This is a genomic window from Gemmatimonadota bacterium (assembly GCA_026702745.1).
Taxonomy (GTDB): Bacteria; JAAXHH01; JAAXHH01; order JAAXHH01; family JAAXHH01; genus JAAXHH01.
On the sequence record JAPPBT010000014.1, the window covers coordinates 19,768 to 41,581 of the forward strand.

Annotated in this window: 17 protein-coding genes; 7 read left to right on the forward strand and 10 right to left on the reverse strand. The window is 59.3% G+C overall.

Going from position 1 to position 21,814, the window contains the following annotated elements:
• Positions 1 to 6 precede the first annotated feature (6 nt).
• Complete coding sequence (locus OXH56_02095; protein ID MCY3554091.1) at positions 7 to 1,389, reverse strand: SIR2 family protein; 1,383 nt, start codon at positions 1,387 to 1,389, stop codon at positions 7 to 9.
• Positions 1,390 to 1,830: 441 nt separating this feature from the next.
• The gene (locus OXH56_02100) at positions 1,831 to 3,708 is read right to left on the reverse strand and encodes a DUF262 domain-containing protein (protein MCY3554092.1); all 1,878 of its coding nucleotides are present in this window, start codon (positions 3,706 to 3,708) and stop codon (positions 1,831 to 1,833) included.
• Between the two features lie 306 nt (positions 3,709 to 4,014).
• On the opposite strand from OXH56_02100, the gene OXH56_02105 reads away from it, so the two are divergent.
• Complete coding sequence (locus OXH56_02105) at positions 4,015 to 5,166, forward strand: ATP-binding protein (GenBank protein MCY3554093.1); 1,152 nt, start codon at positions 4,015 to 4,017, stop codon at positions 5,164 to 5,166.
• A gap of 100 nt (positions 5,167 to 5,266) precedes the next feature.
• Here OXH56_02105 and OXH56_02110 read toward each other — a convergent pair whose 3' ends face one another.
• On the reverse strand, positions 5,267 to 6,052 hold the full coding sequence (locus OXH56_02110) for a phytanoyl-CoA dioxygenase family protein (protein ID MCY3554094.1): 786 nt from the start codon (positions 6,050 to 6,052) through the stop codon (positions 5,267 to 5,269).
• A gap of 372 nt (positions 6,053 to 6,424) precedes the next feature.
• Here OXH56_02110 and OXH56_02115 point away from each other — a divergent pair, with 372 nt between their 5' ends.
• The 3 genes from OXH56_02115 (at position 6,425) to OXH56_02125 (ending at position 7,368) form a co-directional block, all read left to right on the forward strand.
• Positions 6,425 to 6,649, forward strand: a complete 225-nt coding sequence (locus OXH56_02115; GenBank protein ID MCY3554095.1) for a hypothetical protein — start codon at positions 6,425 to 6,427, stop codon at positions 6,647 to 6,649.
• A gap of 85 nt (positions 6,650 to 6,734) precedes the next feature.
• Positions 6,735 to 7,025, forward strand: a complete 291-nt coding sequence (locus tag OXH56_02120; protein MCY3554096.1) for a hypothetical protein — start codon at positions 6,735 to 6,737, stop codon at positions 7,023 to 7,025.
• A gap of 88 nt (positions 7,026 to 7,113) precedes the next feature.
• Positions 7,114 to 7,368 (forward strand): hypothetical protein, encoded by a 255-nt coding sequence (locus tag OXH56_02125; protein ID MCY3554097.1) that lies wholly within the window; start codon positions 7,114 to 7,116, stop codon positions 7,366 to 7,368.
• A 15-nt stretch (positions 7,369 to 7,383) separates the two neighbouring features.
• On the opposite strand, the gene gatB is transcribed toward OXH56_02125, so the two are convergent.
• From gatB to OXH56_02160, 7 genes are all read right to left on the reverse strand, one after another.
• Positions 7,384 to 8,889, reverse strand: a complete 1,506-nt coding sequence (gene gatB / locus OXH56_02130; protein ID MCY3554098.1) for an Asp-tRNA(Asn)/Glu-tRNA(Gln) amidotransferase subunit GatB — start codon at positions 8,887 to 8,889, stop codon at positions 7,384 to 7,386.
• Positions 8,890 to 8,903: 14 nt separating this feature from the next.
• Positions 8,904 to 10,427 carry an amidase family protein gene (locus tag OXH56_02135; protein MCY3554099.1) on the reverse strand — a complete coding sequence of 508 codons (1,524 nt, stop codon included), beginning with the start codon at positions 10,425 to 10,427 and terminating at the stop codon, positions 8,904 to 8,906.
• A gap of 79 nt (positions 10,428 to 10,506) precedes the next feature.
• On the reverse strand, positions 10,507 to 12,402 hold the full coding sequence (locus OXH56_02140; GenBank protein MCY3554100.1) for a VCBS repeat-containing protein: 1,896 nt from the start codon (positions 12,400 to 12,402) through the stop codon (positions 10,507 to 10,509).
• A 108-nt stretch (positions 12,403 to 12,510) separates the two neighbouring features.
• Positions 12,511 to 12,786 carry a DUF4321 domain-containing protein gene (locus OXH56_02145; GenBank protein MCY3554101.1) on the reverse strand — a complete coding sequence of 92 codons (276 nt, stop codon included), beginning with the start codon at positions 12,784 to 12,786 and terminating at the stop codon, positions 12,511 to 12,513.
• 12 nt (positions 12,787 to 12,798) lie between these two features.
• Positions 12,799 to 13,557, reverse strand: coding sequence for a CDP-diacylglycerol--serine O-phosphatidyltransferase (gene pssA, locus OXH56_02150; GenBank protein ID MCY3554102.1), 759 nt, complete (start codon positions 13,555 to 13,557; stop codon positions 12,799 to 12,801).
• Positions 13,554 to 14,195 carry a phosphatidylserine decarboxylase gene (locus tag OXH56_02155; protein MCY3554103.1) on the reverse strand — a complete coding sequence of 214 codons (642 nt, stop codon included), beginning with the start codon at positions 14,193 to 14,195 and terminating at the stop codon, positions 13,554 to 13,556. Before OXH56_02155 ends, pssA begins: the two co-directional genes overlap by 4 nt.
• Before the next feature lie 8 nt (positions 14,196 to 14,203).
• On the reverse strand, positions 14,204 to 15,559 hold the full coding sequence (locus OXH56_02160) for a trypsin-like peptidase domain-containing protein (GenBank protein MCY3554104.1): 1,356 nt from the start codon (positions 15,557 to 15,559) through the stop codon (positions 14,204 to 14,206).
• Between the two features lie 665 nt (positions 15,560 to 16,224).
• On the opposite strand from OXH56_02160, the gene glnA reads away from it, so the two are divergent.
• The 3 genes from glnA (at position 16,225) to OXH56_02175 (ending at position 21,713) form a co-directional block, all read left to right on the forward strand.
• A complete protein-coding gene (glnA, locus tag OXH56_02165; GenBank protein MCY3554105.1) occupies positions 16,225 to 17,640 on the forward strand; it encodes a type I glutamate--ammonia ligase in 1,416 nt (471 codons plus the stop codon).
• Positions 17,641 to 17,786: 146 nt separating this feature from the next.
• Positions 17,787 to 19,358, forward strand: a complete 1,572-nt coding sequence (locus OXH56_02170; GenBank protein ID MCY3554106.1) for a hypothetical protein — start codon at positions 17,787 to 17,789, stop codon at positions 19,356 to 19,358.
• Between the two features lie 81 nt (positions 19,359 to 19,439).
• On the forward strand, positions 19,440 to 21,713 hold the full coding sequence (locus OXH56_02175) for a sigma-70 family RNA polymerase sigma factor (GenBank protein MCY3554107.1): 2,274 nt from the start codon (positions 19,440 to 19,442) through the stop codon (positions 21,711 to 21,713).
• The last annotated feature ends 101 nt before the right edge of the window (positions 21,714 to 21,814 follow it).

Genomic DNA, 21,814 nt, shown 5'->3' on the forward strand with positions numbered 1-21,814 from the left:
TACCGATTATTCTACGGACGGATCGTGTGCACCTTCGCTCGATACCCCACGGTTCTTAAGTAGTTCTGCCATGCGGATGGTAGTTCGGTCGATCGATGGCTTTGGAAGGTAGTGATCCGCTAATACTTGGATGTCACCAAGATGGTCCCCGATCAACAGAGTAAACTGAGCGTGCCTACCCAGACTGTCGTAAAGACTCATGATTTTATTAAGAGGATCGTCGTACGAGATTACCACTAAATGTGCAGACGGGATTGTAAGCATGTCTCTTATCACTCGATTGATGTGATCGTCACCAAAGCTATACCCGTAACAGACCAGAGTGCTATTCGGCCGACAGATTGCCGCGGCAAAGTCACGAAATAACTCGACATATGGATAGAAAGTGGTCTCTTGGTCCTTTGAGGAATTTGGGTAGATCATGAGCCGGTTCATGTCTAAGGAATCAGACCCGTAGATGGTAAGATAGGGTGTTGCATCTTGCGCTCCGAACGGGAGCCCAATACGTTGAATTGCTCCATCATAGTCGATCCAGTCAACTGATCCATGAAGTTTCGTAAAGCGGGCCACACCTTCCAAATAGCGCGGTTCACCACGAATCCCGGGCGGGTTGTAGTGTAAATCAATGTTGAGGCGGGACGACCGAAACACTGGCGCCAGCGTTCCAACAAAACGGTCAATCATGCGTAATCCTGCCACATCCGCACCGGCTTCTAAGTACCGGTCGTAATTTGTTGTGAAAATATGCAATCTTTCACGTGTACCTGATCGACTAGCGAAACTCATCAGAAAACTCACGAGGTAATTGACTGCCTGTTCGCGCTTTTCAGGTGACGCAGTGGAGAGTCTATACTCCCCATCCAAAATCGAGGTAGTAAATGATGAAATCGCATTGTTCAGCCCTTCACGCAAGGCTGCAACTTGCTCACTACCAGACCGTCCGTCCAAGATGTCCGAAGGCGGAAAAATCTCCAGACCGCGAAGTAGATCGTTTGCTACGCGAATCAGATCTTCAAGATTTCCGTCCTTTCTCCCTGTAGCTTTTGCGAGTTTTTTTGCTGCTACTGATATCTCATTGTCGAATATTCCAAACTGGAGCGTTTGCATCCCTGGTAATTCCTCAGATCTAGCTATTCCATGAACAGCATGGGTAAGGCCTGATCCAACCAGCAAAGACAAATGCTCCGACTGAAAAAGTGCGGTTAGCCACGGCTCGATACGTGAACGAAGCTTCAGTATGTCAACGTGTTTACCAGATTCTGCCCATGAGCACTTCGCATCTTCTGGCAATACAAAAGGTGACTCAACCGAACTCTCATCACGAGATAATTGAACAATTGAGTGGTCATCACGGGTCTTGATAATCTGATAATTTCGCTTCTCAGTCATACCCTAACTCCCATCAGTTGTTCCAACAACCCTCTGTCAGAGATCGTATAAACTTTGGCTTATAGTAGTATTGCGTAAAAAGACTTCGTATCCGATCCGCTAGCGGGTTGGTACAAGTGTCGGCTACATTGGAAGAAACTTCCGTTGTAGAATAGATTCGACACCTCCTATACCTGGAACGAGATCTGTTCGGTGTCGTGCAGATCAGAATCTGACTAGAGAACCACCATAGCCGGTTTACCATCATTTTCGACTTCAACAGGCTTTGTTGTAGTTGGCGTAGGTCTCGGCGTTTATCTCCAGCAAGACCATCAGTTTTATAGTATCCTTTGGCATCCAAAGTACTACGACTTCCTCGTTTCTCTTTTGAAACTCCGTATCTATTTCAGCCTTAATCGTGAAAATCGTAACATATTAACCAATCGAAATATGACGAAACCTCTATGAAGCCACTCCTAATTCTTCGAACTCAGGTTCCTCATCGTACTCGCCTTCAGCTATACCTGCGTCGGTCAAAGCTGTGTTAAAGATGTCCCTTCCACTACCGAGATCTCGGCCCATGGCTTGGCCGATCAGGTCCAGCATCCTCTCGCCTCGGGTTACAAAAGCCTGTGCAAAATCGTCTACACGCAGGAGGGCCGGATCTATCCAATGAGATAAAAGCACATCATCCACACTGACGGGAGATAGATCCTTCTGAAGTGAAGTCAAATAAACTGAAGGAGCCTTTCGACCTATAATTCGATTTGTCACAGCGTCGATGGGCGTCTTGTTGATAACCGAGTTGTAAAGACGTGATGGCACTGCTGGAGTGCCATCGTCTTCACACCAGGCCACGGGAAAGATATGGTGTATGTCTATGTACCGATCAACAAACAACATAAACGTTAGAGGTTGGTTAGTGCGCCAATCGACTGCTCCATTCTTCATTTGAAGCGCGTAAAGGCCTTTGTACGCAGCACTATTACGTGTACGCAGTGTCAGAAGTCTTTCCGGGGTGAATGTTGCTTCAACCACGAGTCGAGGGCTAGGCCCTCCACGTATCCAACGCGCTACTTCCTCCAGATCCAGAGCGAACTGTGTCTCGACAGTGCCGCCATACGCTTCTCCGAACACCCCTGACCAGTACCATTGTTCGAGCTTTCGCTTCGCGTTGTATGGGTCTAGTTCTTTCTCCAACTCCACGAATAGAACTGCTAGCGGTACCAACTGTGTACCGTAGGGTACGTTACGCTTTCCGAACACAAACTGGGAAACAAGAAAGCTACCGGCATCGATAAATCCCTGCTCGACCTTGTCTGCCCAATTAAGGTAATCGTCCAGGTTCAGGCTGAGTATGTCACGTCTTCTACATCCGATCGCCGGGGCTTGGGGGCCGGTTTTACCCTGGGAAGTAGCAACTCTACGATCCTCTTGTGTCTTTAATAGCGCGACAGCCTGTAGAAACTGATTCCCGTCTACACCTTGAAGCACGCCGCCGAGTGAATTGTACAGACGCCTTTTCCTTTTCTCCCAGTCATCTCTGAGTGAGAAATGCTCCGCGTCCGCAGCAAATGACGCGGTAGCCAGTTCAAAAACATTAAGGGTCACTCCACCTGTATTGACCTTTTCGAATACTGCGCATACTGCTTCCTTGGGGGTTTCCTTACTCAGGCTAATCACCGGTAGTTGATACTTGGAAAACTGCGACACCACAGTCTGTGTGAAACTGTTGGCGATTTCAGGGGCGTCACAGCCTGGTGATGCCTCTTCTTTCCAGTAGTTTAGGTAGCCCATTATCCATTCTAAAGGATTCATTATCTGTTCTGTCGGTATTTTGTGTTCCTTGTATTCCAGTTCCAAAGTTGAAAGGTTGAGGACTTCCTCCCTTCCGAAATCCCTTGTTATCCTTTTATCCTCTGGTACGCTCATTACGAATCCATCAGGATCTGCGTCCGGTTCTGTCGCTACCTTCATGTCAATGTAATACCATCGCTTGATTCTTTTGTTGCGGGAGTCGTGAGTATCTACAGGACCGGGGTAGCGCAATGCCTGGTAGAGCGAAGTCAACCGTTGTTGTCCGTCAAGCAGATAGATGTCCGGAGACACAGCGGATTCTTCGTCCACGCCTTCAATTGGCCGCGCTTTCAAACGAATCTCACCGCCTGCCGACAAGGTCATTACTGCGCCAATTGGGAAACCTCGACAAATGCTGATCAGTAGCCCCTTTATTCTGTCATCGTCCCACACCCAACCCCGTTGAAAATCCGGAAGTTGGATGTCGCCCTTGTCCACTTGATTGAGTAAATTATCCAGAAGCACTGGATTGGTTTGAAACATGGTATTCTCCAAACTCGAAGAAGAATCCCTTTGAAGGGACTTGGTCGTCAATCGTATAGAAAACTATTCTCAGCATTAGAATGTTTTCTAACAGAATAGTTGAACAAGTTATTCAATGTGTAACAGCAATGCAAGATCGTCCGTTACCAAGCCTTGAATTAACTTCAACGAATCAATATGAGTTGCATGGAAAGAGGTAAGAAAGAGACCTAGGTAGATAAACCACACCAAGCTATACTTGACAATTTATGAAATTTGTATACCTTGTTGTAAAATAACTATGAAAAATGATGACAAGGTTTACAAATGACAATCTCCAGGATATTCGAACCGCCGACCAGAAGCTTCTTTCTTCTTGGACCGCGAGGTGTGGGCAAAAGCACGTATCTGCGAAGTGCGTTTCCCGATGCCCATGTCGTCGATCTGCTCTCAGAAGCTACCTACCACCGCCTGCTTGCGAATCCAGGACTGCTGGCCTCGGAGTTGCGTGCCGTACCTGAAGACCGCTGGGTCATTTTAGATGAAATACAGCGGCTGCCTTCCCTGCTGAACGAAGTGCATCGTTTCATTGAGGAACGGAAGCTGCGTTTCGTCCTGTGCGGGTCCAGCGTAAGAAAACTCAAGCGGGCTGGCGTGAATCTGCTGGCGGGTCGGGCATTGCGCCGCGCGATGCATCCCTTCGTACCCGATGAACTGGGGAAACGATTCGACCTTGAGGACGCAATGCGAAACGGGTTGTTGCCCATTGTCTGGGATTCGGAGGACCGGTCGGAGACGCTCTCCGCCTATACGCAGATGTATCTCAGGGAAGAGATTCAGTCCGAAGCACTGGTGCGCAACCTGCCCGGATTCGCGCGGTTTCTTCCCGTTGCCGCGCTTTTTCACGGTCAGGTGCTGAACGCCACCAACATAGCCAGCGAAGCACAGGTTTCACGGCCGACAGTGACCAATTACCTGGATATTCTCGAGGAGACGCTGCTGTGCTTCCGATTGCCGGCGTTCGAGGCAAGACTGCGTGTGAGGGAAAGGAAGCTGCCCAAATGGTTCTGGTGCGATCCGGGCATAGTGCGTGCCATGAAAAACCAGAAGGGACCGGCAGCACCGGAAGAACGTGGCGTCCTGTTCGAAGGGTTAGTCGCACAGTTGATCCGGTCGTACAAGGACTACCGTGACCTTTGCGACGAGTGGTACTACTGGGCGACGGCCATTCAGAATAGAACGGAAGTGGATTTCCTGCTTGAACGCGGAGGTGCGTTTGTGGCTGTCGAAGTAAAATCCGGCGGCACGTTCTCACGGTCCTGGTGCACAGGATTGAGAGCGGTGGCCGACCTGGACGGCCTTTGCCGGCGGATCATTGTCTACCCCGATGGACCGGAGCTACAGACCGAGGACGGTATCGAGGTCCTGCCTTTTTCGGTTTTCTCTAACATACTGGCTGATGACAATCTGTGGCCGTGATCCGACCAATGCCCTGACATCAATTTCCCGCTGAACGATCCTCTTTCGAGGTTCCTGCCCTTTTTGAGTCTCCTGCCTTTCCGTCTAATTTACCTCACACTTACCGCAGCAGTTCGCCCGGAATCCTGGACCCGAGGTATTCCGCCTCGGGGTCGCGCTCGGCGATGATCGCCGGCACCGGATCGGTCCAATAGGCCGGAACGGTGTCGGGGCGCCGGTGCCAGGCCAGCACCAGGGTGCGGCGCTCGTCGGTCAGGTTCCGATGCGCCGAGTGCAGTACGCGGGCATCGGCCAGCACCAGGTCGCCGGCCTTGACGCAGACCTCGACCTGATCCGGGTGGTCGCTGAACATGGTGGGATGATCTTCGGCAATGAATCGGGCGCCTTGCTCATGGGCCGGCACCAGCTGGTCGTGCAGCGGGATGCGCTTCAGGTGAGTGCCGGGGATGATCTTGAGACATCCGTTCTCTCGCGACGTATCGCTCAGGTAGTAGGACACGAAGATGATCTGCGGCCAGGGCGAGCAACTCATCGGATCGTTCCACTGCATCCAGTCCTGGTGCCAGTACAGGGCCGGTTCTCCGGGATCCTTGGTGAGGAGGATGATACCGCCGGTGCTGGCGAAGTCGCCCAGACCCATCTGTTCAAGGGCGCGCCGTGTGGCCGGCCAGTCGAGCAACTTCTGGATGGTCGGGTTATCAGTCCCCTGCGCGGTGACGTGCTGGCCCTGGTACCTGACGTCGGGTGGCGGCACCCAGTCTTCCATCATGCGCTCGGTTTCGATACGCAACTCCTGAAGGAAGGTGTCGCTGAGAATATCGTCGACCACGCAGAAGCCGTCGCGCATTAGTTGTTGGCGTTTTTCAATAGCTTGTTCGGGGGACATGGAATCCTCGTAAGAGTGTGGTGAAGCCAGGAACTTTCGGACTAACCCATCCAGGGATACGGTGAACAAGGTATCTACAAAGTATACACGAAACAAGATCGACTAGTGACCCAATCGTAGATTCCCACTTCCGGGTCCGCTTTTTACTCTCCAATTGCGCCCGCAATATAACCCTCGCCTATATCCGCTTTGTGAATCCACAGAACAGTCGCCTCAGTCACGCAAGCCTGCACAAAAAACCCAATTTTCGCACGATTGTTACCAGATTTGCTGTGATTTCTACGACTGATTCGTAAAGCAGCGTTGGTCGCGCACATCGATTCGACGCTCGAACGAGACCATTCACCTAAACTGCATGGGAGGAAATTGAACATGGAACTCGCTCAACTTCTCATTTCGCCGGGCATGTTGCTGGCAGCCTTCATCTTCTTTTGGAAGCAGAACAGAATCATCATCGACGAACTGAAGAGTGAGATCGTGCCGCTACGCAAGGAGATCACATCCATCCGGGAAGAAATGCACGATATGAACGGACGCCTCGGCCGCGTCGAAGGCTTGTTGATGACCCTGGACTTTGAAAAACTGCATAAGAAGTAGTCGATTCCCAACCGGCGCATGGGCCGGAACGAGAGTGTCGGACACGCCTGCCGAACCAGGTTACTCACAAATTGGAGGTAAGGCCATGGAACTCGCTCAACTTCTTGTCACACCAACCACCTTGTTGATGGCCTTCATCTTCTTTTGGAAGCAGGCCAAAACCGGCAGAGAAGAACTGAGACGTGAATTGAAATCGGACATTAAGGACTTGAAGTCAGATATGAAGGGAATGAAGGAGGAGTTAAAGGAAGAAATAGCTTCGGTTCGCAACGATGTCGCTTCCATCCGGGAAGAAATGCACGACATGAACGGACGGCTCGGTCGCGTCGAGGGTCTGCTGATGACCTCCGACGTTGTTCGATCGAGCAAAGAGTAACGACAGTAAAAAAGGTGTAAGTGTATGACAAACGGACATGTAATAACTGCCGGACTGCGCCCCCTATCGAAGAGGAGGAAGGATTGTGATGGAACTCGCCCAGCTTCTCCTGACACCCGTTACGCTGCTGTCGGCTTTCATCTTCTTTTGGAAACAGACCAAGGCCATAACCAACGAACTGAGAATGGAACTGAAGGCAGATATGAAGGAATTGAAGGAAGAGTTAAAGGAAGAGATTGGGTCCGTGCGCACGGAAGTTTCCTCCATGCGGGAGGAAATGCACGACATGAATGGAAGGCTCGGACGTGTCGAGGGCCTGCTGAAGATCACGGATTCCGGTTGATTTCCGGGATCGGTCTTAACCTTCCGCCAGCTTCTTCCGGAGCAACTCGTTCACCATCTTCGGATTCGCCTTGCCCTGGGTCGCGCGCATGACCTGGCCCATGAAGAAGCCGAGGAGCTTGGTCTTGCCGGCCCGGTATTCGGCCACGTCGTCGGGATGTTCGGTGAGGATGCCGGCGACGACGCCTTCGAGTTCGCCGGTATCCGAGATCTGCACGAGGCCCTGCTCCTCGATGACCTGGGCCGGCGCCTTGCCTGTTTCAGCCATGATGTCGAGGACGTCCTTGCCGATCTTGCCGCTGATCTTTTCTTCCTTGATCTGCCCGAGGAGCTGGGCCAGGTGATCGGGCGGTATACGGGCTTCGAGGGTCTCCTGGTCCATGTGGTTCTCGTGCTGGACGCGCAGCAGTTCGCTGAGCATCCAGTTGCTTACGGTGCGTGCTTCTTCGGCCGTTCCTCCCGCTGCTTCACCGGATGCTCCGACAGCCACTTCGCCGGCCGCATAAGTGACGCATGTCTCAAAGTAGTCGGCCCGGGTGCGGTTCTCCGTCAGTTGCCGCGCCATGTCCTGCGGCAGTCCGTATTCATCGACGAAGCGCCGCATGCGCACGTCGGGGAGTTCGGGCAGGTCTTCGCCGATCTCGTCCACCCAGGAACGGGCGATCTCGACGGTGACGAGGTCGGGATCGGGGAAGTAACGGTAGTCGTGGGCTTCCTCCTTCGACCGCATGGGGAAGGTCTCCCGTTTCTCCTCGTTCCACAACCGGGTCTGGCGCACGACGGTACCGCCGTCATCGAGCAATTCGGACTGCCTTTCGATTTCGAACTCGAGCGCCCGTTCCATGGAGCGCATGGAGTTCATGTTCTTGATCTCGACGAGTTCGCCCAGGGGATCGCCGGGCTTGCGGATGGACACGTTGGCGTCGCAGCGCAGGCTGCCCTCATCCATGTTGCCGTCGCAGACGCCGATGTACTGAAGGATTTGCCGCAAACGGGCGAGATAGGCCGAGGCTTCGCGGGGGCTGCGGATGTCCGGTTCGCTGACGATCTCCATGAGGGGCACGCCCGTTCGATTGAAATCGATGTAGCTCAGGTCGGGATCGTACCCGGGTTCGTTGTGGATGGACTTGCCAGCTTCTTCCTCCAGGTGGATCCGCCGGAGCCGGACGAAGCGGGGGCCGTCCTCGCCCTCGATCTCGATGCCGCCAGCCAGGGAGATGGGCTCGCCCGCCCGGTCGTACTGCGAGATCTGGTAGCCCTTGGGCAGGTCCGGGTAGAAGTAGTTCTTGCGGGCAAAGGCGCTGGTTTCGGCCACGCGGCCATCCACGGCCAGCGCCATGCGGATCGTGTATTCGACGGCGCGGCGGTTCAGGACGGGCAGGACGCCGGGCATGCCGAGACAGATGGGGCAGACGCGGGTATTCGGTTCGCCGCCGAAGGCCACCGGGCATCCACAGAAGATCTTCGAGTTGGTCAGAAGCTGGGCATGCACTTCCAGCCCGATCACGGATTCGTATTTCATGGCCGCGTCGCTCATTACTTCGTCGACTCCTCGAAGGCGTAGGCCGCCTGCAGAATCCGTTCCTCGCCAAAATGCGGCCCGATGATCTGCAGGCCGATGGGCATGCCGTCTGGGTCCGTTCCGCAGGGCAGGGAGATGGCCGGCACGCCGGCGAGGTTGATGGGCACGGTATATACGTCGGACAGGTACATCTGCAGCGGGTCGTCGATCTTCTCGCCGATGCGGAAGGCGGTGGTGGGCGTGGTGGGCGCCACCAAAAGATCGACCTTTTCAAAGGCCTGGTCGAAGTCGCCCTTGATGAGCGTTCGCGCGCGCTGGGCCTTGTCGTAGTAGGCGTCGTAGTAGCCGGCGCTGAGCACGTAGGTACCGAGCATGATCCGGCGTTTCACCTCGGGGCCGAACCCCCCGCTGCGGGTCGATCCGTACATGGTGTCCAGGCGGTCTTCGGGTGCGAGCGCAGGCGCGCCGACCCCGGCTCCGACTTCGGTTTCCGCCGCCGACGCGCCGCCTGATCCTCCAGCCGTCCCTTCAGCGGTCGACATGCCCCCATCCACACCCCGATACCCGTACTTCACCCCGTCATACCGGGCCAGGTTGGAGGAAGCTTCCGCGGTGACCAGGATGTAGTACGCGGCCACGGCGTATTCGGTGTGGGGCAGGTGGACGCTTTCCACGCGGGCGCCGAGGGATTCCATGCGTTCGATTGCCTGGGTTACGCTTTCCTTCACGGATGCGTCGAGACCCTCGGCAAGGTATTCATCGGGCACGCCGATGCGCACACCCTCGATGCCCTGCTTCAGGTCTGCCGTGTAGTCCGGCACCGCTTGCGATGCCGACGTGGTATCCATGGGGTCGTGGCCCGCGATGACGCCCAGTAGCTGCGCGCAGTCTTCCACGTTCCGCGCCATGGGACCGACCTGGTCGAAGGAGGAACCGTAGGCGATGATGCCGAAGCGGGAGACCCGTCCGTAGGTGGGCTTGAGTCCCACGACGCCGCAGAAGGCCGCGGGCTGGCGGATCGAACCGCCCGTGTCCTCACCCAGGGCGAGGACCGCCGTGCCTGCCGCCAGGGCCGCGGCGGAGCCTCCGCTCGATCCGCCCGGTACGCGGGACGTGTCAAGGGGGTTCCGGCAGACGTCGAACCCGGTGTTTTCGTTGGAAGACCCCATCCCGAACTGGTCCATGTTGGTCTTGCCGACGATCACGGCGTCCGCCGCGCGCAGCCGGGCGATGACCGTGGCGTCGTAGGGCGGCACGAATCCCTCGAGGATCCGGGAAGCACAGGTGGTTTCCAGGCCCTTCGTGCAGATGGCGTCCTTGATGGCAATGGGCACGCCGGCCAGCGGTCCGGTGGCTTCGCCGGCAGCGATACGCCGGTCCACGTCCCGCGCGTCTTCGATCACCGCCTCCCGGTCGACCGCGAGGTAGGCGTTTATGGTGGGATCCTTCTCTTCGATAAGGCGCAGGACTTCACTGGCCACCTCTTCCGCGGCGACCTCGCCCGACTGGATCCGCGGCGCCAGTTCGTAGGCCGCCATATCGATTAAATTCGCCACGCGTTACTCCAGATCTTCAGCTATTGATCCGCTGCTCGATGTATCCTACCCGGCCGACTCTTCATCGCGCGATCAGCAGGGTCACGCGGTGAGACTCCGTCCCCGGCAATTCCATCGGCGCCCCGTGCGCGTCCCGTTTCGAAAAAAGATGATGCATGACGAAGTCCTGGCGGCCGTCCCGGTTGAGGTCCGTCATCCAGGCGAATTCCTCGTCATTGGGTAGTTCGACCGCCGCCTTCTGTGGCTCGTCCGCAAACAGGCCTGGTCTGGACTCGCCGGTGTAGACATGCAGTTCCCGGTGGGTCCACTCGATCAGCAAGTCGGCGCGGCCGTTCCCCGTCACGTCCCCAATGAACTGGTTCTTGTTGAACGCGCGCGAGTACGGTTCGCGGTCCCTTCGCTTCGCGTGCTTCCCGCCCTGCAGCACGACGGCCAGGGGAACCCAACCCGGCTCCCGCGGACTCGGGGCACCATCCAGTTGGATGCGCCGCGAGGCCGTGGCGCGGTCCGGGATGCGTCCGTCGCGCACGTGGTAGAAATCGAGGTTCAACCAGACGTCATCACCCATGAATCCCTTGATCCGCTTGAAGAGGCTGCCTTCGAGGTACTTGTTCTCGATCGAGGTGACGACGAGGTCCCCTACGTCGTCCCCGTCGAGATCGCGGTGCTCCATAGCGAGCTGGACCTGGTTTTCGGTCTGAATCGTTACATCCGGACTGGACGCGAACTGGATAGTGCTGCCGGAACCGGGCGAGCCATCGGATCCACCCGCGCCACCAGATCCGCGCGAGCCATCGGATTCACCTGCGCCAACAGGTCCGCGCGAGCCACCAGTTCCGCCCGCGCCATCAACGCCGAGCGCGCCAAAATACACTTCGTAAGCGGACCGTTTGTCTTTGATCCGCGCTCCTTCGAGGACGTAGACCACCATGTCGGCGATGCTGTCGCCGTTCAGGTCATCGAACGAGTGAAGCGCCCGGCCCGTCATTTCCCCGACGGCAAGCGAGGTGACATCATCGGTATCGAAACGCACGTCGGTGGTGAAGGTCAACGGATCGGGGTCGAAGAGGCCCTGTTCGTCCTGTACATGCGCTTCGAAGTGGTTTCCGTTCCAGGACACCAGGTCGACGCGGCCGTCGCCGTTACCGTCGAATTCGTGGATCCGGCTCACGCTCCTGGGGTCGAACCGGTATCCGTCGGCGCCGAGGATCGGGTCGAAGTTGGGAGGAGGACCGGCTTCTATCGGATCGGCGAATGTACCGCCTTCCAATTGTACGTAAACCTGGAATCCACTGTCGCCGGGAACGACCAGGTCGATCCGGCCATCGCCGTTAGCGTCCCAGGTGACGTCCACGTGAGGTACCTCACCCTCGCGAGGTGCCTGGAAACCGGCCGCGGCGGGCGTTACAGCCGCGACGGGCGTTACAGCCGTGGCGGGCGTTACAGCCGTGACGGCCGTGGCGGTCGCGACAGACACGAGTTCGTATACCGTGTCCGAACCGGGATCCCACGCGTTGATCCGCCCGGGTTCGCCGGTTATCAGGTGATCGCGGCCACCGATACGGGCAACATCCACGAAGGTCACACCGGGACGCAACCGCGTATCCATCCTCAGGGCCCAGGTTCCCTCGGCCGAGGACGACGTGCGCGCTTCAGCCTTCCTCGGCTCACCTTCATTGGGTTCTGCTTCGTAAGCATAGATACGCAGGCGGCGACTACCATTTTCCTCGACCTTTATCACGGCCAAGTCCGCCACTTCTCCACCCAGCAGGTATCCCGTCAACACCGTCTGCCGAACCGCCGGGCCGATGTCGATTTCGTGCCGGTCGAATGCGTAACCGGCGGGCTGCGCGGCATCGGACACGGTTTCGGCGGGTTGCGCGGCAGCGTTTCCCTGGCCGGCATGACCATAGCTGCCCGCGGGAAACACCGCGACGGCCACAACCAGGATCAACAACCGTTCAAGACGCCTGTTCGAACGCCGCTGGTGGTTGTTAGTCGAGATCAGGAAACTTCGGAATGGATGGATAAGGCTGGAAAGTGGTTTCGTCATCTCGTCAGGGAGCTAGTACCAGCGATAGTAATAGGTGGCGAAACCGATCCCGAGGATGCTGATGACGTTCACCTTGACCGTGAAGCCGAAGGTGACGGAGAGTATGACGAGCGGCAGCGTGGCCGGCGGGAAGGTGTAGACGAAGGCTTCCAGGAAGAACTTCTCCACCATGCTTCCGGGCATGAAGTGCCCGAACAGGAGGCCGATCAACTCACCGACCACACCGCCGACGATGGCGCCTACCAGGATGTAGAACACCAGCAGACCCATCCCTTTACGCTGTGCCATGGACGGACTCCCTTACTCTTCCACGGATAGCGCCATGTCCTCGTCGTGACGGACCATGTGGACGCCCCAGGCCGCGATGCCTGAGAGGATATACAGCAGCACGATGGGGAAGATCGTGAGCTGCGGATTCCAGACCAGGGCCACCAGGGCCACGGCGATGGCGATCAGCTTCAGGATGGACCATTTGCTCTTGAAGGCGAGAGAAGGCAGGGTGCGATAGGACAGGGGGCTGATCATGAGAATGGACAGTACGAGCATGAATCCCATGAACGGACCTTCCAGGTGCAGTTCCTCCCACCGATCCCAGCAGAAGATGACGTAGGACGCCACGGCGATGGCCGCCACGGGAATCGGCAGTCCAATGAAGTTGTCCTTCTCCTGGTTGATCCGCTCGACGCGGCGCAGCGTCATCACGTTGAACCGGGCCAGGCGGATGGCGCCGCACATCAGAAAGAGCAGGCAGAGCACCCAGGTGATCTCGCCGAAGGGCTTCAGCGTATACACGAGAACTATTGGCGCGACCCCGAAGGAGATCACGTCCGCCAGGGAATCCAGTTCGATGCCGAACCGGGTCGCCCCCTGGCTGTAGCGCGCGACCTTGCCGTCGATGCTGTCCAGGAGGGCGGCGGCAATGATGAGCCATGGCGCGCGGCCGGGGTCGCCGGTCAGGGCGTTGAACCCGTCGATACAATAGAAGATGGCGGAAACCCCGCAGAAGATGCTGCCCAGCGTGAACACGTTCGGTAACGCGACGCGCACCCAGTTTTTCATTTAAGTACTCCCAGTATCGTTTCGCCGCCCCGGACCCGGTCTCCGTTCTTAACCCGGATTTCGGCGCCGGCCGGCACGATGACGTCTATTCTCGATCCGAAGCGTATCAGGCCGAACCGGTCGCCTATACGCACTTCGTCGCCCTCGTTGACGTTGCAGACGATCCGACGGGCTACGAAACCGACGATCTGCTTGATCAGGACCCGGCCCTTTTCTCCTTCGATGCCCAGGACCAGCTGGGCGTTGTCGCCCGAGGCCTCGTCCTTGAAGGCGAGCTTGAACTTCCCTTCGATCCGCCGGCGCAGTCTGACCACGCCGGTAATGGGAATCCGGTTGACGTGCACGTCCACGATGGACAGGAACACGCTGATCTGCGTGGCCGGTCCGCCGATGAAGGCGTCGTTCTCGATCTCCTCGACGGTCACCACCTTGCCGTCGCCGCCGGAAATCACCAGTCCGTCACCCGGGGGCACCTGCCTTGCCGGGTCACGGAAGAAGAACGCGACGAACAGAGCCAGGCCGCCGAACGCCGACGCCAGCACGATCCAGACCGCACCGGGGGCCAGGTAGCCGATCACCACGCTGACGGCCGCAAGCGCAGCCAGGGGGACGACCATGACCCAACCGTCACGTACCATTCATTTCCTCACAACTCGGCGATATGCAGGACCAGGGGCATGAGGCGGCCGTCCCGCTCGACCTCCAGTTCGATGGAATCGCCCACCAGGCTGCCGTACAGCGCTTCCCGTGCTTCGGGATAGCTGGCGATCACTTCCCCGTTGATCTTCCTGATCACGTCCATGACCAGGATGCCGGCCACGTCCGCCGGGCTGTCCGGATCGATCTCGTTCACCAGCACGCCCAGGCGGTTGTCGATGTTCAACTCCTGGGCTACGTATTCCGTGATATCGATCACCGACAGGCCTGTCCATCCCCGTCTCGTTCCGCCGTACTGGATCAACTCGTCCGCGACGCGCCGTACCCGTTCGATGGGGATGGCGAAACCCACGCCCTCTGAGCCGCCGCTTTCGGACAGGATGAACGTGTTGATGCCGATGACCTCGCCGAAGGCATTGACCAGCGGACCGCCGCTGTTGCCCGGGTTGATGGTCGCGTCGGTCTGGATCATGTCCCGGTAGACCGTCCTCGACCCCTGCTGCCGGCGGAAGTTCCGTCCCAGCGCGCTGACCACGCCGACGGCCACGGCCGGCTGGGCGTCCTCCACGGCAAGGCCCAGCGGATTGCCGATAGTGATGGCCCATTCGCCGGTCATGATGTCGTCGGAACGGCCCAGTGCCGCCACCGGGAGGTCTACGCCCTGCACGTGGAGCACGGCCAGATCCGACATGACGTCCACGCCCACCAGGGTGCAGGCCAGGCTTCGTCCGTCGGTCAGCACGGCCCGGATTCGCCGGGCCGTATAGTCACCGAGCTGAACCACGTGGGCGTTGGTGACGATGTAGCCCGCTTCGTCGATGATCACGCCCGACCCCGTGTTCGGCTCCTCGCGGGTGTATAGCCGCGGCACCACGAAATGGCCGAAGAAGGGGTCGTCGAACATCGAGGAGAATCCGCGCCGCCGCATCTGGAACGTTGCGACTATGCTCACGACGGCCGGTCCCGCCCGTTCCACCGCGGATACGATGGAAGTGCGGCGGGACGTGCTTATCGCTTCGTTGGCGGCGATAAGTCCCGCCGGCGAACGCCGGGATTCCGCGCGGGGATCCGCGATACCGCCGGCCCCCGGCGCCCCTGTAGTACCGCCAGGTCCGGCTGATCCGGGCTGGCCAACCGATTCCGGACTTTCCGATATTGACGATGGCGACGAGTTCGCGTTCCCGGCCGCTCCCCCACCCAGCGTGCTCAGTGCTTCGGGATAGGCCACGACCAGGAAGACGATACCCAACAGCGCACCAACGAAGGCCGCCAGGATGTACCAGACCGCCATCGGGGTCCGTCTGGCCGTCGCGTAGCCCGTATGGCGTTCTCCCATGTTCTGCATCGATCGGCACCGGGCATCCGCACCGCAACCTTGCAGATCTGAACAACGCTGATTTCAGTCGGAAATGCCTGGAATAGTCGTTCATCTGAAAGACCCGGAAACACCACGCTGCAATCGGGTTTCCGGCGCCTGAAACAGTTACCTCATTATATGCGCGGAGGGGTATATAGTCAATACCTTTTTCCGGGGATTGAAGTGTCGTAAACCGCGCCGAAGCCGGGCGAGATCTCACGTCGCGACCGGCGTGATGCACGGTATCCGAACCGGGCCGACAACGGGGAACGGACCGGGCAGCTGACGGTATCCGAACCGGGCCGACAACGGGGAACGGACCGGGCAGCTGACGGAACACGAACCGGGCCGCCAACGGGGAACGGACCGGGCAGCGGTCGGCATCCGAACCGGGCCGCCAACGGGGAACGGACCGCGGGGCGTACAATAAAAAAAAGCAAGTTAACAAGGATTTAACCTCGGGGAAACACTTGCGAAACAATGACCGTGTACATTAAGTTCGCTAGGTTGTTCCAGTGACTGCGTGTACGGAGAGGTACAAGTACGAAGAAGCACAAATCGACGCGGTGATCCGGAGGACCCGCCTGGTCCTTTCCGGGTTCGGTTTACCGGTCACCGATTCATCGTGTAATCAACAGGGAGGAGCTATACTCGTGACCCCAATTGACGTAATCGCATTTGCAAGGGACCAGGGCGCGGAAATGGTCGACTTCCGGTTCATCGACGTACCGGGAACCTGGCAGCATTTCTCCGCGCCGATCGAAACGTTGGAGGAAGACACTTTCGAAGAAGGTGTCGGGTTCGACGGTTCGAGCGTCCGGGGATTCCAGACCATCGACAAGAGCGACATGATCCTGATCCCGGACCCGCTGTCGGCCAAGATCGATCCCTTCATGGAGGCTAAGACGCTGATCCTGGTCTGCAACGTCAAGGATCCGGTGACGCTTGAAATGTATACACGCGACCCGCGGTACGTCGCCCAGAAGGCCGAGGCCTACATGCAGTCCGTGGGCATCGCCGACACGGCCTACTTCGGTCCGGAGGCCGAGTTCTACATCTTCGACGACGTGCGGTTCGCCCAGAAGCCGAACGCCAGCTTCCACCGGGTCGACGCCGGCGAGGGCTGGTGGAACACGGGACGCGCCGAGAGCCCCAACCTCGGCAACAAGATTCCCTACAAGCGCGGGTATTTCCCCGTGCCACCCAACGACACCCACCAGGACCTGCGCACGCGCATGGTGCTGACGCTCCGGAGCATGGGCATCGAGTCGGAAGTGCACCATCACGAGGTGGGCACGGCGGGGCAGGCCGAGATCGACATCCGCTTCAACACGCTGCTGCGCATGTCCGACGACCTGCTCATGTACAAGTACATCGTCAAGAACGTCGCCCGGCAGGCGGGCAAGACGGTGACCTTCATGCCGAAGCCGATCTTCGAGGACAACGGTTCAGGCATGCACGTGCACCAGAGCCTCTGGAAGGAAGGCAAGAACCTCTTCTTCGAGGCCGGCACGTACGCCGACCTGAGCGACATGGCCCGGCACTACATCGGCGGCCTGCTCCATCACTGCGCCTCCGTACTGGCCTTCGCCGCGCCGACGACGAACTCCTACCGGAGGCTCGTCCCGGGTTACGAAGCGCCGATCAACTTGATCTACTCGCAGCGCAACCGAAGCGCCTGCGTACGGATCCCCATGTATTCGAAGAGCGAGAAGGCCAAGCGGATCGAGTTCCGCACGCCGGATCCGGGCGCCAATCCCTATCTGGCCTTCACGGCCATGATGATGGCCGGCCTGGACGGTATCGAGAACCGGATCGAGCCGCCGGAGCCGATTGACCTCGACCTCTACGATCTCGAGCCGGAACAGGCCGCGGAAGTGGCCCACACGCCGCAGGACCTCGGCGAGGCGCTGGACGCCCTGGAGGACGATCACGACTACCTCCTCAAGGGTGACGTGTTCACGCCGGACCTGGTCGAGACCTATCTCGATTACAAGCGGGAGAACGAGCTGGACCAGATTCGCCTGCGTCCGCACCCGTGGGAGTTCGGTCTCTACTACGATATCTAGTTCGGATCGCAGGGCAGTAGCGTTTCATTGTAACGCGCGCCTCCTCCGTTTCGACGCGGGGAGGCGCGGTCTTTTTGAGGCAGACCAGGCAGGGGACTCCGGCGGACCGCACCCATGAACCGCGGCGAGCCAGGCAGGCCACGACCATGACGACCCTTTCATTTGACCGCAATACGCTTTCCTCGCCGTTGCCGGCCGCGGTAAACGACCACCTGCGCAACTCCGGATTCGAGCAGCCGGAAGACGCCTGGCGCATGTTGGGACAGATCGATGCGAGACTGTCCCCACTCGGCGCCCCGGAGAACCTCATGCCGGCGCTGGTCGAGGCGGCGGGCAACTCCCTGCAGCCAGACCGGGCCCTCATCAGCCTGCACGCGGTTATTACGCGAAGCGGCGATGAACAGATCCCGGCCCTGCTGGACCTGCTGGCCGTGCCGTCGGCGTCCCGGGACGCGCTGCTCACGATCCTTTCGGCCAGTCCGTACCTCACCACGACCCTCGTCCAGGACGCGGGGTTCCTGCTCGGAACTTTCGCCGGCGACGCGTGGCGCACGCTGCAGCCGGCGGAGGAACTGGACGCGGCATTGACGGGCATGCTCGACGGCGTGTCTACGCCCGACGAGGCCATGAAACCCCTGCGCACGTTCAAGCAGCAGGCCTACCTGCGGATCGCCGTGTGCGACCTGATGCGGCAGTCCGGAACGCCGGCGGTCCTGGAACGGCTCACGGACGTGGCCGACCTCTGCCTGCAGGCTGCCCACGATGTGTGCGGCGCGAAACTGCAGGCCCGTCACGGAAGGCCGATGCTCGAGGGATCGAAGCCGAGTGGTTTCGCCGTCATCGGCATGGGCAAACTCGGTGGCAGGGACCTGAACTTCAGCTCGGATATCGACCTGCTCTATGTCTACGACGTCACGAACGGGCGCACCGAGAAGGACGGGACCTCCACCTACGAGTACTACCCCAAGCTGGCCCGGGCCATCACCGACCTCATCAGCCGGCTCACGCCGGACGGGCAGGTGTTCCGCGTCGACCTGCGCCTGCGTCCGGAGGGGCGGGCCGGCGACATCGCCAACTCCATCGAAGGCTACCGCTGGCACTACGAGATCCAGGGTCAGGCCTGGCAGCGCCAGGCGCTCCTGAAGGCCCGGTTCTCGGCGGGGAGCAGCGAGGTGGGCCGGCGGTTCATTGACACGATCCAACCCTTCGTGTTCTACCCCGCCCTGGACCAGCCGTTGATCCTCGAGGATATCAACCACATGCGGGAGCGCATCGCAAAAGCATTGATCGAACGGGGCAGCGGCGACTACCACGTCAAGCTGGGAAAGGGCGGCATCCGGGAGATCGAGTTCATCGCCCAGGGATTTCAACTCGTATACGGCGGAATCCAGGGTTGGCCCTGGGAGCGTGGCACCCGCCGGATGCTGGCCGATCTCGCGGATAAGGGGTACCTGTCGGACTCCGAGGCGGCCGACCTGGACGAAGCCTATCTCTTTCTGCGGGACCTGGAGAACCGCATCCAGATGACCTCGGGCCACCAGACCCACGAGATCCCCAGGGAACACGGCGCACAGGCCGTCCTGGCCGGCATGATGGGACTGTCGGGGCCGACTCTCGAAGAGCGGCAGGCCGCGCCGGACAAGATGCTGGACGCCTACGGGAAGCACACCGCCCGCGTCCACCAGATCTACGACCGGGTCTTCTACTCGGCGATGTGACGGCACGAGTACGGTCGACCGGCCATTCCGAATAAACCCTACCAGAACGTCAGCATCGTTGGTGCTTATGGGTGAATGCCTATGAGCGAATCCAATCTCTCTTCACTGGTCGTCCGTGCCCAGACCGGCGACCGCGCAGCCTACGACGACATCGTCCTCCGGTTCCAGGACATGGCCGTGGGCTACGCCTCCGCCCTGCTGGGCGATTTCCACCTGGCCGAAGACGCCGCGCAAGAGGCCTTTGTCGGCGCCTGGACCGAACTGCCGCGCCTGCACGAACCAGCGTCATTCCCAGGATGGTTCAAGCGGATCGTCTTCATGCGCTGCAGCCGTGTATTGCGCAGGCGGCAGCCCGTCGCCATTGAACACTCGGCGGCGGAATCGCTGGTGGCGGCGGAATCTCTGGTGACGGCTGAGTCGCCTATGGTGGCGCAATCGCTGGCCACGGCCGACCCCGGCGAGGAACTGGAATCGCGTGATGAGAAAACCCGGGTCATGGCCGCCATAGGCCGGCTGCCCGACGAAGAGCGCATGTCGGTCCTGCTGTTTTACATTTCGACTTATTCGCACCGGGAAGTCGGATCGTTCCTGGGCCTGTCGGCGTCGACGGTCAACAACCGGCTGCGCTCGGCCCGCAAACGTCTACGAAGGGAGATGCTGAAAATGGCTGAACGAGCATTGCCGGGACAGGCACCCTCGCGCGACGAGCGCTTCGCGCAACGGGTCGCGTATCTGCTCCAGCCCGAGGACATGAAGACCGAGCGCTACCAGTACGGGATTGAAGCCGTGGACGGCCACCAGGCCTGGGCGCTCTTCTGCGCAAGCGGTGCCGGCGACCTGGCGCGCGTCAACGCGTTGCTCGACCGGGATCCCGGTCTGGTAAACGCCCAGTACTGGTACCAGTTCCCGATCCACATGGCGGTTCGCGAGGGCCATGCCGAGGTGGTCCAGCTGCTGCTGCAGGCCGGCGCCGACCCGGGACAGTCCCGTTATACCTATAATTCATGGGACAAGCTGCTCGCCACCGCCGAGGAGCGTGGCTACAGCGTCGTGAAGGCGCTGCTGGAAGCGGCGATGCGGGAGCGATTCGGTTACGAACCCGCCTTTATCGAATTGTTCGAGGCGATCAGTGGCCGTGACCGGGCCGGGGTAGAGACCGTTTTGGACGGCCATCCCGAATTGATCCACGCCGCCGACGCGCTGGGCAACGGTCCGCTGCACTGGGCGGCGCTGACGCGGCAAATCAACCTGGTGGATCTCTTTGTCGCACGCGGCGCCAACCTGGAAGCTCGCCGCGCCGACGGTCAGACTCCGCTGCTGGTCTCGCTCAACGGGGACTACTGGTTCCGTTCAAGTGATTTGCCCGAAGAAGCCCCGAAAGACACCTGGGTCATCACGCGGCACCTTCTCGCCTGCGGTGCGGAGTACGCCCTGAGTATCGCGTGTGCGGCTGGCGATGAGGACAGGGTCGATGCGGTTCTGGCTTCCGATCCGGTCCAGGCCCGCATGCTTGACGCCGGTAGGCGTAGTCCGCTTGCCTACGCTGCCGGCAGGGGACACACCCGGATCGTCCGGAAATTGCTGGATCTGGGGGCCGACCCCAACCTGCCGGAAGAAAACGCGCCACGCGGCGGGGCACTCTTCGGCGCCTGTACGGACAACCACCTGGAGACGGCCAAACTGCTGCTCGAACGAGGGGCCGATCCCAACGCCGAGGTTGACTCATCCGGCTCATGCTTGACCACGGTCGAGTACAATCACGGCGAGAAAGGCCATCGGATGCAGGCCCTGTTGCGCGAATACGGGGCTGTGACGCCACCCTATGCCATGATGGACGATTCGGAACTGGAACGGGCCTTGCGCGAGGGGGACGGCATCGTTGCGCATCCACAGTTTCTGCACGAACTCATGGGACGGAACAATGCCGAGCTCATCCGCGTCTTTTTGGACATCACGCCAAACGTGGGCGATCTATTCCGTCTGACGGACATCTGGGGCGGAAACTACCCTTCGGATCCCGATACGATCCGCGTCCTGGCCAGCCACGGCCTCGACCTGTGCCGCGCCAACTGGATCGGCCGGACCTTCCTGCACGGCTGCGCCGAAAAGGGCGATGTCGCGGCGGCCCGCGTCTTCCTGGAGTTGGGGGCCGACATCGATGCGATCGAGCTCGAATACGGGGGAACGCCCCTTGCGGCGGCCGCGCGCAGCGGGAAGGCCGATATGGTGCGTTTCCTGCTGGATCAGGGCGCCGACACGAACTTGCCGGCCGGGTCGGTCTGGGCTCAACCGCTCTACTGTGCCGAGAAGGAAGGTCACGGAGAGGTGGTGGGGATACTCAAGGCTCGTATGTAACATCGCCAGAACGTTTATTTGAATCGACTTAAACCAGAAACGCCCGGTACTGGGCTGAACGATTCCAGGACCGGGCGTTTTTCTGTATACAGACTGTGCTT

Bases quoted from the DNA above. Each gene is read 5' to 3' on its own strand.
- pssA (MCY3554102.1), bottom strand. From the start codon at position 13,557: ATGAAAAACTGGGTGCGCGTCGCGTTACCGAACGTGTTCACGCTGGGC.
- OXH56_02135 (MCY3554099.1), bottom strand. From the start codon at position 10,427: ATGGCGGCCTACGAACTGGCGCCGCGGATCCAGTCGGGCGAGGTCGCC.
- OXH56_02160 (MCY3554104.1), bottom strand. From the start codon at position 15,559: ATGCAGAACATGGGAGAACGCCATACGGGCTACGCGACGGCCAGACGG.
- OXH56_02100 (MCY3554092.1), bottom strand. From the start codon at position 3,708: ATGTTTCAAACCAATCCAGTGCTTCTGGATAATTTACTCAATCAAGTG.
- OXH56_02155 (MCY3554103.1), bottom strand. From the start codon at position 14,195: ATGGTACGTGACGGTTGGGTCATGGTCGTCCCCCTGGCTGCGCTTGCG.
- OXH56_02095 (MCY3554091.1), bottom strand. From the start codon at position 1,389: ATGACTGAGAAGCGAAATTATCAGATTATCAAGACCCGTGATGACCAC.
- gatB (MCY3554098.1), bottom strand. From the start codon at position 8,889: ATGAAATACGAATCCGTGATCGGGCTGGAAGTGCATGCCCAGCTTCTG.
- OXH56_02115 (MCY3554095.1), top strand. From the start codon at position 6,425: ATGGAACTCGCTCAACTTCTCATTTCGCCGGGCATGTTGCTGGCAGCC.
- OXH56_02175 (MCY3554107.1), top strand. From the start codon at position 19,440: ATGAGCGAATCCAATCTCTCTTCACTGGTCGTCCGTGCCCAGACCGGC.
- OXH56_02110 (MCY3554094.1), bottom strand. From the start codon at position 6,052: ATGTCCCCCGAACAAGCTATTGAAAAACGCCAACAACTAATGCGCGAC.
- OXH56_02120 (MCY3554096.1), top strand. From the start codon at position 6,735: ATGGAACTCGCTCAACTTCTTGTCACACCAACCACCTTGTTGATGGCC.
- OXH56_02105 (MCY3554093.1), top strand. From the start codon at position 4,015: ATGACAATCTCCAGGATATTCGAACCGCCGACCAGAAGCTTCTTTCTT.
- OXH56_02125 (MCY3554097.1), top strand. From the start codon at position 7,114: ATGGAACTCGCCCAGCTTCTCCTGACACCCGTTACGCTGCTGTCGGCT.
- OXH56_02170 (MCY3554106.1), top strand. From the start codon at position 17,787: ATGACGACCCTTTCATTTGACCGCAATACGCTTTCCTCGCCGTTGCCG.
- OXH56_02145 (MCY3554101.1), bottom strand. From the start codon at position 12,786: ATGGCACAGCGTAAAGGGATGGGTCTGCTGGTGTTCTACATCCTGGTA.